Raw genomic sequence first — 5156 nt, forward strand, 5'->3', positions numbered from 1 at the left:
AATAATGAGACAATTAACGCGCAAGAAAATATTTATGAGCAATTTATAAAAAAAATAAACGAGCAATAAACTTTAATTCGCCATAAGAACATCTAAATTCGCCATAAGAATCATTTTTTCAAAGCCATATAATTTATAATAACCTCATAATAAACAAATTGAATTATCAGTTCAATTCGCCATAAGAATAGCTAAATTCACCATAGAACCCTGAATTTATAACGTTATTTTTTAGTTGCCGGCTTATCTTCAATTCCACAAATAACAGTTTTCTTTCCACAAATAGAAATTCCCCATAACCTTCCATTAACCTGATTCCCCTCCGTCGCCCTATTCTTTACCAAAAGAATAGCCGATGGCTCAGGAACAGAACTACCAGGTCAATTACACCATTAATGTTGAGGCGACGCAAGGAACGCGGCAGGTCATGGCTTTTGCCGAGAGCGTCGCGAAGCTGACGCAGGCCAAAGCCTCGCTCGCCCCCGCCGTCCAGAATATCCGCAGCATGATGGAGGATATTGACAAGGCTTTCCGCACCAAAAACGGGAAGAAGCGCGACTATTCCTTCAAAATGAACATCGACACTTCCAAGGCGGAAGAAAAGCTGACCCGCGTGAAGGGAATGCTCACCGAAATCAGGGAATTGTCGCGCGGCATCAACCTTGTCCTCAATGCCGGGCAACCACTCGACAGCAAACGAATCAAGGCGCAAACCAAAGCCCTGCTGGATAAAAAAGCGCTTGAAAACCAGAAAGCCTTAACGCAAAACACGGCGGCGGCATCGGTCAAAAGCATACAGGAAACACAGAAAACCCTGACCAAATCCATAGGCAAAATCAACGCCGCGCTTGTCAGTCTTGAAAAGGGACGGCAAATCAATATCGGCACGGATGCTGCCAAAGGCAGGCTGAACGAAGTCCTGTCCCTTTTGACCCGGATAAAAACAGCAGCAGCGGCGACAATGAATGTAAAAATGGCGGTGTCGCATGTTGCCGCTCCGGGCAGCTTGAAATACGCCCCTTATGCCGTTTCCACAGGCAAAACGGCTCCCATTTCCGATAAAGCCAATGCAAGGTTGCAGGAAAAGCTGTATGCAAACAAACTGTTACAGGAGCAACGCCTGTCTTTCCGGCAGCAGGAAGCCGCCCAAAAGCAGCAGCGACAGGACGCCCTCGCCGCTGCCCGGCGCATGGAACGGGAACAGGCAAGGCTGTTGAAACAGCAGGAAACGATACGGAAAAAATCCCTTGTCGATGAGCAAAGGCAACAGCGGGAAGCCGAACGGCAGCGGCAGGCGAACGCCATGGCTTCCGTCCGCAACATCCGCCGTCAGGCGGGCATGGAAGAATCCCTCTACGGAGGCAAACGCCGCGCCGCCATCAACCGCCTGCAATACAGCCGTCCGCCCTCGATGCGTAACATGCCCTTTGCCTACATGTTCAATGCTTACATGGCATACGGACTGATACGCAAGGAAATTACCGAAGCCGTCGAGTATTCCAATATCATGGAAACGGCGCACAGCATCCTGAAGGTAGCCGATACGGACTTGACGACCTTTGAAACCCGCTTCAGCCAAATGGCGAAATACGTCCGACAAATCGGCGTGGAAACCAAGTTCACGGCCATTGAAGTAGCCGGAGCCGTCAAGTACCTTTCCATGGCGGGCATGGGTGTGGATACGATACTCAACTCCATCCGTCCGATAACCAACCTCGCCCTGATTGGCGACAATGATGTTTCCCTGATAGCCGACCTTGCCACCAACATTATGGCGGGCTATGATATTAAAAGTTCCAGCATGAACTCGGTCGCCGACATCCTGGCTTCTACCGTATCGCGTTCCAATGTGAATATTATCGAAATGGCGGAATCCTTTAAAATGGCGGCAGGCTATATGAAGCTGGCGGGCGTGGATTTTACCGAAAGCGCCGCCGCCATCGGCATTCTGGGAAACATGGGTATTAAGGGAACGATGGCGGGAACCTCGCTTCGGGCGATGGCAACCCGTTTTGCCAAGCCCACGCGCGAAGCCCGCAAGACCTTAAACCGGCTGGGAGTTAATTTTACGGAGTACCACGACATTTACGGCAAGCAGGTGGAAAAGCTCCGCCCGCTTTCGGAAATCTTTGCCGAACTGGAACAGAAGGGCGCAACGATGGCGGACATGCAGGCTATCTTCGGGAAAATCGGGGGCAACGCCGCCATGATGTTTATTAAAAACCACGACAGGCTTTCGGAACTGGCATCGCAAAACAAGGCGTCGCAGGGCATATCGGGCGAACTTGCCAAGGTCAAGCAGGAAACCACCAAGGGGCTTTGGTACCAGACCACTTCCATGTTTACCGAAAGCTTTATGAAGGGCTATGAAATACTGGAGCCGCAGATACGGGTTGTCCTGCGTGATTTCCTGTCGAAGTTCAAAATGAAGGAATTTGCTTCGGGGCTGGCTTCCATCGGCAGGGTTTTATTGGATATTCTTTCCGTCTTGGGGAATATAGCGACTTTCGTTACCAAAAATTTCTCATGGATTGAACCCCTGCTGTTTACCGGCATTGTTGCCACCAAACTTTTTAAACTTGCCGGAGCCTTAACCAATATCGGCGTAGCGCTGGGCTTTATAGGCAAACAGTCCCTTGCTTCTTCCGCCCTGCAAGGCATTAGCGGATTGGTTGGTCTGGGAGGATTGCGGGGAATGTCCTTTGCCAATAAGCGCAGCCTTGTTTCCGCCTTACAGTCAGCAGGAATAAGCGGACGAGGCGCCATGACGCAGGCGCTGGCAGGCATGGGTATGGCAGGGGGAACAAACGCTTTGCTTGCCCGTGGCGCGGCATCGGGACTTTTCGCTTCGCAGGTGTCTACCGGCGGCGGACTGGTCGGCGCAGGCGCTTCCATTGCCGCTATCAGCACGGGGGCAGTAGCGGCTACTGCCGGAATAGCCGCTTTGGTCGGTGTGATGGGCTGGCTGGCTTACAAGACATGGAAAGTCAAGGAAGCCAAGGACGCCATGCTGGAGGAAATAGAAGCTAATCGAAAATACCGCTATCCATCGATAGAAGCCCTGTACAACTCTCTGAATGAAACTTACAGAAAGGCATTAGACACGAAAAAGGCGGTCGATGACTTGACGGCGGAAAAAACGATAGAAGAAGCCAGCGGACATAAAATCGGGGCCTTTACCGGCAACTGGTGGGCGGCAGTTTTGGGAAGCATGGCGGCAGGACAAAGCTACGGCATGAGCCAGCCGTTATACACTTATGGAGACGCTTATCAGGACGATACCCGTGCTGCCATTACCACGCTGGCTAAAAAGGACAGCCAGAGCCGCATCAACGCTGCCTTTGCCGAGTTCGGCAAAATGAAAACGGCAACAGAAGTGGGCGCTTTTATCCAAACCATCAGGACAAAATACGGTCAGGGGGAAAACACATTGGATAAAAGTCTGTGGACGGTGGGTAAAGACGGAAAAATTTCCTATAAAAAAGGAATAGACAAGCTGAAGGAATCCCAAGCCGTCAAGACTTATGACTACCACCGTTACCAGAATACCGTTACCGTGCCTGAAATTCAACGGGCAGCTGGCGTTTACCGCTCAGCTATCACAGATTTTGCCGGAGCCAAAGCCCTTATGCAAAAAGGCGGCTTTGACTTTGCAGGACTGGAAGCCAACGGATTTTTCCTGAACGATAAGGGACAATGGGTGCAAAAAGCGTTGGGCAAAAACGCCACCGAAAAAGAACGGCAAGACCAGTTGGCCAATTATATGCTTGTCCACGACAGTTTAGTCAAATTCACTTCCAGCCTGCGCAACACGATGGGCGGTTCCACCGAAGCAGCGGAAAACATCCTGAAAACGGCGGGCTTTTCCCCGCGCCTGTATTCCAACGAACCTGACTACAACGACACAAGCCCGTGGAACGCCAACGGCATAACGGGCAGCAGCGGTTTTTCCGGTGCGGACGATGGCAGGGCAGGCGGCAATTATTCGGGAACAGGCAAACTTTCTTCCGCTGCCCCCAAACAGGTTATCGTCAATATCACTAATCTTTTAAGTGTGGAGGCTATCAAACTGCTGAAATCAAAGGAAGGTAATCAACAGGAAGTGCAGGATTTAAAGGAACAACTGGCGCAGGCATTGATTGATGTGGTGCATGATTTTGATGCAACATGGCATGGATAAATTAATAATAATGAATTTATTATGGAAATTTTAGGACTTACGAAAGCGACATTACTGTCAGGCGGAGTAGTATCCCATGGCAGCGTTACCGGATACGTTTCCGATGCGGCTCGCCGTGCGCTGGGCATCGGTTTGGCTCATTTTGAGGATGGCACCGTACACTATTTTTCCAAAGACACGAAAATCCTGAAGCGGGCGGTTATCCAGTCCGCGCACCAGTTGGCTTACGGCGCCCTGCGTTCCTATCCCCGCTTTCTAAAATACTGGGAACAGGTAGAACGAGACAAGTACCTTCAAACCATGTCCCAGACTTCCGCGGCCAACAAGACCGGACAATACTACCAACTGATACAGGAACAGAAAGCCGTAGCCCAAAAGAAAAACCATACCGATACCATTGTCGGGCGTGTTGTGCAGGACTTCCTGGAACTGTCCATAACGGGTGAAGGCTGTTACTTTGACAGCAAGACCGGAAAAGTGGAGAGCAACAGCAAATACGGCTTGGTAACTTTTGTCGATTTGCAGCCGCAGGTGCAGGTATCCAGCAAAAACAATATCGTGCTGACAACGGTGCAGGGCAGGGACTATACCCGCAAGGAATTTATCTCCGGCGGCGATTTGGAAATTTCCATTACCGGCAAGATAACCAGCAAGTACCCAGACGTCTATCCGGAAGCCGAAGTGTCCAAATTCCTGAAACTGATGCAGTACAGGGGCGTGATTAACTGCGACAATACCATACTTCGCCAATTCAATATCGAAAAACTGATTATACAAAGCTATACCTTTTCCCCAAGCGACTGCCGCAATATCCAGCCCTATACGCTTTCCTGCGTGGCTGTGGAGCCTTCGGAAGCCATTGAACTGAAAATCGCCAAAGAGGAACAGGTGGACGAAGCCATCAAGCACACCAACAAGTGGATAAAAATCGTCAAGTTCGGGACGGAAGTTATTGACCCCGCTTCGCTCTTAAAAA

The 5156-nt window shown here is 50.3% G+C and carries 2 protein-coding genes; both read left to right on the forward strand.

What is annotated here, in order from left to right:
* The first annotated feature begins 355 nt into the window (after window positions 1–355).
* Complete coding sequence (locus ACYPWY_RS15525; RefSeq protein ID WP_459686457.1) at window positions 356–4180, forward strand: phage tail tape measure protein; 3825 nt, start codon at window positions 356–358, stop codon at window positions 4178–4180.
* Window positions 4181–4201: 21 nt separating this feature from the next.
* The coding region (locus ACYPWY_RS15530; RefSeq protein WP_459686458.1) for a DUF6046 domain-containing protein at window positions 4202–5156 on the forward strand (955 nt) is incomplete at its 3' end.

Source organism: Viscerimonas tarda (assembly GCF_054601255.1).